Origin of the sequence: Micromonospora sp. 15K316, from assembly GCF_004348525.1 — a bacterium.
Taxonomy (GTDB): Bacteria; Actinomycetota; Actinomycetes; order Mycobacteriales; family Micromonosporaceae; genus Micromonospora.
This window is the reverse complement of the sequence record NZ_SMKG01000309.1, coordinates 1-5,672: the sequence shown is the minus strand read 5'-3', so window position 1 is coordinate 5,672 and position 5,672 is coordinate 1. Positions and strand designations below refer to the sequence as shown.

The 5,672-nt window shown below is 73.7% G+C and carries 6 protein-coding genes; 5 read left to right on the top strand and 1 reads right to left on the bottom strand.

The window, feature by feature from the left end:
* The first annotated feature begins 302 nt into the window (after positions 1 to 302).
* From hrcA to E1211_RS30265, 3 genes are all read left to right on the top strand, one after another.
* Complete coding sequence (gene hrcA, locus E1211_RS30275; RefSeq protein ID WP_132353362.1) at positions 303 to 1,325, top strand: heat-inducible transcriptional repressor HrcA; 1,023 nt, start codon at positions 303 to 305, stop codon at positions 1,323 to 1,325.
* A 71-nt stretch (positions 1,326 to 1,396) separates the two neighbouring features.
* Positions 1,397 to 2,542 carry a molecular chaperone DnaJ gene (gene dnaJ / locus E1211_RS30270; protein WP_207915562.1) on the top strand — a complete coding sequence of 382 codons (1,146 nt, stop codon included), beginning with the start codon at positions 1,397 to 1,399 and terminating at the stop codon, positions 2,540 to 2,542.
* A gap of 50 nt (positions 2,543 to 2,592) precedes the next feature.
* On the top strand, positions 2,593 to 3,327 hold the full coding sequence (locus E1211_RS30265) for a 16S rRNA (uracil(1498)-N(3))-methyltransferase (protein ID WP_132353358.1): 735 nt from the start codon (positions 2,593 to 2,595) through the stop codon (positions 3,325 to 3,327).
* Positions 3,328 to 3,393: 66 nt separating this feature from the next.
* Here E1211_RS30265 and E1211_RS30260 read toward each other — a convergent pair whose 3' ends face one another.
* Positions 3,394 to 4,155, bottom strand: coding sequence for an SDR family NAD(P)-dependent oxidoreductase (locus E1211_RS30260; protein ID WP_132353356.1), 762 nt, complete (start codon positions 4,153 to 4,155; stop codon positions 3,394 to 3,396).
* 93 nt (positions 4,156 to 4,248) lie between these two features.
* On the opposite strand from E1211_RS30260, the gene E1211_RS30255 reads away from it, so the two are divergent.
* Both E1211_RS30255 and E1211_RS30250 read left to right on the top strand, forming a co-directional pair.
* Positions 4,249 to 4,608, top strand: a complete 360-nt coding sequence (locus E1211_RS30255; protein ID WP_132353354.1) for a histidine triad nucleotide-binding protein — start codon at positions 4,249 to 4,251, stop codon at positions 4,606 to 4,608.
* Positions 4,605 to 5,672: serine hydrolase (locus E1211_RS30250; protein WP_132353352.1), on the top strand; the 1,068-nt coding region annotated here is incomplete at its 3' end. The genes E1211_RS30255 and E1211_RS30250, both read left to right, overlap by 4 nt.

Sequence of the window (5,672 nt, the reverse complement as noted above, 5' to 3'; positions counted from 1 at the left end):
GGTCCGGGTGGTCGCCGGGGTCACCCGCGCCGGGAGGGCGAGGTGGTTCAGTCATGGACGTCACGGTAGGGGGCCCCGACAACGACGCGCCAGAGCTGCGCCGCCGGGCCCGCGGCGGACCGGCCGAGCGTCGGTGGGGGCCGGACGGTCCCGACGTGGGCCGGACTCGCACCCGCGGTCCGTCCTTGATCATCGCGTCGGCGGGTCTGCCGACGTAGACTGGCACTCGCTACAGTCGAGTGCCAGGAGCGCCGTAGGTGGTGTGGAACACCCGCGGTCGATGCGCGTAGGAGGTGGGGAGGATGGGTCTCGACGACCGCAAGCTCGCCGTGCTCCGCGCGATTGTCGAGGACTACGTCGCCACGCAGGAGCCGGTCGGCAGCCGCGCGCTGGTCGAGCGGCACCAGCTCGGGGTCTCCCCGGCGACCGTCCGCAACGACATGGCGGTCCTCGAGGAGGAGGGCTACATCCGGCAGCCGCACACCAGTGCCGGCCGGGTGCCCACCGACCGCGGCTACCGCCTCTTCGTGGACCGGCTCTCCCGGGTCAAGCCGCTCAGCCCGGCCGAGCGTCGGGCGATCGAGCGCTTCCTGCTCGGCGCCGTCGACCTGGACGACGTGGTGCACCGCACGGTGCGCCTGCTGGCCCAGCTGACCCGGCAGGTCGCCGTCGTGCAGTACCCGAGCCTCGCCCGCTCGTCCGTCCGGCACCTGGAGCTGGTGCCGATCTCCACCACCCGGCTGATGTTGGTCATGATCGCGGACACCGGGCGGGTCGAGCAGCGGCTCGTGGAGATGCCCGCGCCGATCCCCGCCGATGACGTCACCGACCTGCGTCGGCTGGTCAACGAGAAGCTCGTCGACACCCGGCTGTCGGAGACGCCCCCGCTGGTGCAGGCCCTGGTGGACGAGGTCGGTCCCGACCTGCGCCCGGCCATGGCCACCCTCGCCAGCGTGCTGCTGGAGACGCTGGTCGAGCGGCACGAGGAGCGGATCGCGCTGGCCGGTACGGCCAACCTCACCCGCGGTGGTCTGCTCGACTTCCAGGGCTCGCTGCGACCGATCCTCGAGGCCCTCGAGGAGGAGGTCGTCCTGCTGAAGCTGATCGGCGAGGTCGAGGAGAGCACGATGCGGGTGCGCATCGGCGACGAGAACGAGATCGACAACCTCCGCGCCGCCTCGGTGGTGAGCACCGGCTACGGCCCGGGTTCGATGATCGTCGGTGGCCTCGGCGTGCTGGGGCCCACCCGGATGGACTACCCCAGCACCATCGCCACCGTGCGGGCCGTGGCACGCTACGTGGGCGATCTGCTGGCCCAGAACTAGAAGCAGTACCGTCCGGCCGGTTCCGGTCGGCGGCCGGCGCAACGCGAACGAACATGAGGACACGGAACGCAGTGGCCAGGGACTACTACGGCATTCTCGGTGTGAGCCGGGACGCCTCCGACGACGAGATCAAGCGCGCCTACCGCAAGCTCGCGCGCCAGTTCCACCCGGACGTCAATCCGGATCCGGAGGCGCAGGAGAAGTTCAAGGACATCAACGCCGCGTACGAGGTCCTCTCGGACGACCGGAAACGGCAGATCGTCGACCTCGGCGGCGACCCGCTGGCGCCGGGCGGCGGGGGTGCGGGTGGCCCGGGCGGTGCCGGCGGAGCCGGGCCGTTCGTCGGCTTCCAGGACATCATGGACGCCTTCTTCGGCGGTGCCGCCGGTGGCTCCCGGGGGCCGCGGCCGCGTACCCGGCCGGGCGCCGACGCGATCCTCCGTCTCGAGCTGGACCTGCACGAGACGGCGTTCGGCGTCGAGGCGCCGATCACCGTCGACACCGCCGTGCTCTGCACCACCTGCTCGGGCGCCGGCACCGCCGCCGGCACCCACCTCGCCACCTGCGAGGCATGCGGTGGCCGGGGCGAGGTGCAGTCGGTGCAGCGCACCTTCCTCGGCCAGGTGGTCTCCGCCCGCCCGTGCACCGTCTGCCAGGGCTACGGCACCACCATCCCGCACCCCTGCCCGACCTGCGCCGGTGACGGACGGGTGCGTACCCGCCGCTCGCTCACCGTGAAGATCCCGGCCGGCGTCGAGGACGGCATGCGGATCCGCCTGGCCCAGCAGGGTGAGGTCGGTCCCGGCGGCGGCACCGCCGGCGACCTCTACGTGGAGATCCACGAGCGCCCGCACGACGTCTACTCCCGCAAGGGTGACGACCTGCACTGCCGGGTCACCGTGCCGATGACCGCGGCGGCGCTCGGCACCCGGCTGACCATCAAGACGCTGGACAGCGAGGAGACGGTCGACGTCAAGGCCGGCACCCAGCCGGGCAGCACGCTGCGACTGCGCGCCCGTGGCGTACCGCATCTGCGCGGCACCGGCCGGGGCGACCTCTACGTGCACCTGGACGTGCGTACGCCGAGCAAGCTCGACGCCGAGCAGGAGCGGATGCTGCGGGAGTTCGCCAAGACCCGGGGCGAGGAGGTCGCCGAGCTGAGCAAGCAGGGCGGCTTCTTCTCCCGGATGCGCGACGCCTTCAACGGTCACGCCTGACCTCACCGGCTCGCCGTTTCCGCCGGTGCCGGGGAGGTTAGCCTGTTGCCGTGTCCGCCCCGCTCTTCCTCGTCGAGTCGCTGCCCGCCACCGACACGCTGACCCTCGGCGGCCCCGAGGGTCACCACGCCGCCACCGTGCAGCGGTTGCGGGTAGGTGAGGAGCTGCTGCTCGCCGACGGTCGGGGCGGTACCGCCACCGCCGTGGTCACGGCTGTCGGTCGGGGCAGCCTGGAGCTGGAGCTGACCGCCCGCGGGTACGTCGACGCCGCCGTCCCGCGCCTGGTCGTGGTGCAGGGGATCGCCAAGGGCGATCGGGGCGAGCTGGCCGTGCAGGCGATGACCGAGGTCGGGGTGGACGAGATCGTGCCCTGGGCGGCGTCCCGCTCGGTGGCACAGTGGCGCGGCGACCGGGGCGTACGGGCCCGGGAGAAGTGGGTCGCGACCGCCCGGGAGGCTGCCAAGCAGGCCCGCCGCCCGTGGCTGCCGGTGGTGGCCGGGTCGCCGGACGAGTCCACCGGCCGGGTCGCCGGGCGGCTCGCCGGTTCCGCCGCCGCGTTCGTGCTGCACGAGGAGGCCACCGACCGGCTCACCACCGTGGACCTTCCGGACGCCGGCGAGATCGTGCTGGTCGTCGGCCCGGAGGGGGGCATCACGGCGGACGAGGTGGAGGCGTTCGTCTCCGTCGGGGCCCGACCCGTCCGCCTCGGCCCCTCGGTGCTGCGTACCTCGACGGCAGGCGTCGCCGCCCTCTCCGTCCTCGCCACCCGACTCTCCCGCTGGTGACGTCTCGCCCCCGCTGATCGGTCGGGGTCCGGTGCCGGTGGGGCGCCCGCGGGAGCGGGGGCGCGGTCAGCTGCGCAGGTACGAGGCGCCGTTCAGGTCGACGATGGTGCCGGTCGCCCACTCGGCCTCGGGCGAGGCGAGCCAGTGCACCGCGGCGGCGATCTCGTCGGGGCGGGCGATCCGGTTGAACGGGCTCTGGGCACGTACCGCGGCGCCGCGCTCGGCCTTGAGGTGCTCGTTCGTCATGTCGGTCTCGACGAAGCCGGGCGCGACCATGGCCACCGCGATGCCGTACGGCGCGAGCGCCACCGCCAGCGACTGGCCCATCGCGTTCATGCCCGCCTTGCTCGCCCCGTACGCCGGGTTCGCCGGCTCACCGCGGAACGCGCCGCGGGACGAGACGTTGACGATCCGGCCACCCCGGTCACGCATGTGCTGGGCGGCGCACCAGGCGGCGTTCGCCGCGCCGAAGAGGTTGGTGTCCAGCACCTCGCGCCAGCGCTGCCGCCACTGCTCGTAGGTGCTCTCGAAGACCGGGTGCGGCGGGTCGGCGGGTCCGAACGTCCCGGCGTTGTTGACCAGCACGTCCAGCCCGCCGAGCCGGCCGGCCGCCTCGTCCACCATCGTCCGTACCGCGTCCGGGTCGGCGAGGTCGGCCCGGACCACCACGTGTCCCTCGCCGGGCAGCTGCGCGCGCAGCTCCTCGGCCAGCTCCGCCGAGTCGCGGTGGTGGATCGCCACCCGGTCGCCGCTCGCCGCGAAGGCCTTCACCACCGCTCGCCCGATGCCGCGCGAGCCTCCCGTCACCAGTACCGCCCGTGAAGTCACGCCGGCCATCCTGCCGCACCGGACGCCGGTGCCGAGCAACGGCCCTTCCGCATGCCGAAACCCTGCCGGCGGGCCGTTCCTTACACTGCCCGGATGGGATCAGACTGCCTGTTCTGCCGCATCGTCGCCGGGGAGATCCCGGCCACTGTCGTCCGGGAGACCGCCACCACCCTCGCCTTCCGTGACATCGCCCCGAAGGCGCCGGTGCACGTGCTGGTCATTCCCAAGGAGCACTACGCCGACGTCGCGACGCTCGCCCAGGGCGATCCGGCGCTCGCCGGTGAGCTGCTCGCCGCGGCCGCCGCGGTGGCCGAGGACGAGGGCCTGCTCGGCGACGGTTTCCGGCTGATGTTCAACACCGGGGCGTACGGCGGCCAGGAGGTCTTCCACGTGCACGCGCACCTGCTCGGCGGGGCGCCGCTCGGCCCGATGCTCGCCCGGGATCTCGCGTGAGCCCGGTGCCGGCCAGGTTGGAGCGGCTGGTGCGCCAGGCGCAGGCGCAGCGGCGAATCCCGGCGGTCTCGGCGGCCCTGCACCGGGCTGATCGGCCACTCTGGACCTGCACGGTCGGCGGCACCGGCAACGACACCCCGCTCGGGCCCCGCACGCAGTTCCGGATCGGCTCGGTCACCAAGACGTTCACCGCCGTGTTGACCCTCCAGTGCCGGGACGACGGTCTGCTGGACCTGGACGATCCGGTGGGTCGCCACCTCGACCTGCCCGCGCACGGGGAGCTGACCGTGCGCCGGCTGCTGTCGCACACCGCGGGCCTGCAACGTGAGCCGTACGGCGACGTGTGGGACACCCTGCGCGCCCCCGACACCGAGCAGCTCCTGACCGAGCTGGCCCGGGCCGAGCGGGTGCTGCCCACGGGTCGCCGCTACCACTACTCGAATCTCGGGATGGCGCTGCTCGGGCAGTTGGTCGGCCGGCTGCGCGGCGGCACGTGGGCCGAGGTGCTCGGCGATCGGGTGCTGGTGCCGCTGGGCCTGGCCGACACCACCGTGAGCCCGGGCCCGGGCGCCGCGACCGGCTTCCTCGTCGACGCGTACTCGGACGAGGCGCACCCGGAGCCGCCGACCGACTTCGGCGCCGTGGGGCCGGCCGCCCAGCTCTGGAGCACCGCCGGGGACATGGCTCGTTGGGCCGCCTTCCTGGCCGATCCGGCGGCGCTCGACCCGGCCGGCACGGTGCTCGCCCCGGCCACGCTGGAGGAGATGCGCTGGCCGGCGACCGTGACCGACGAGAACCTGTGGGGCGCCGGGTTCGGGCTCGGTCTGATCCTGGTACCGCAGGGCGAGCGGGTGATGCACGTGGGGCACGACGGCGCGATGCCCGGATTCCTGGCCGGCGTCTACGGCCGGCGGGGCGGGGAGGGCACTCCGGGCGCGATGGGCTGCGCCGTGCTCGTCTCCTCCGGCACCGCCTCCGAAGCCCTCGACCTGCCGCACCAGCTGCTCGCCGCCGCGGTCGAGCACGATCCGGCGGAGATCGAGCCGTGGCGACCCGGCCCGCCC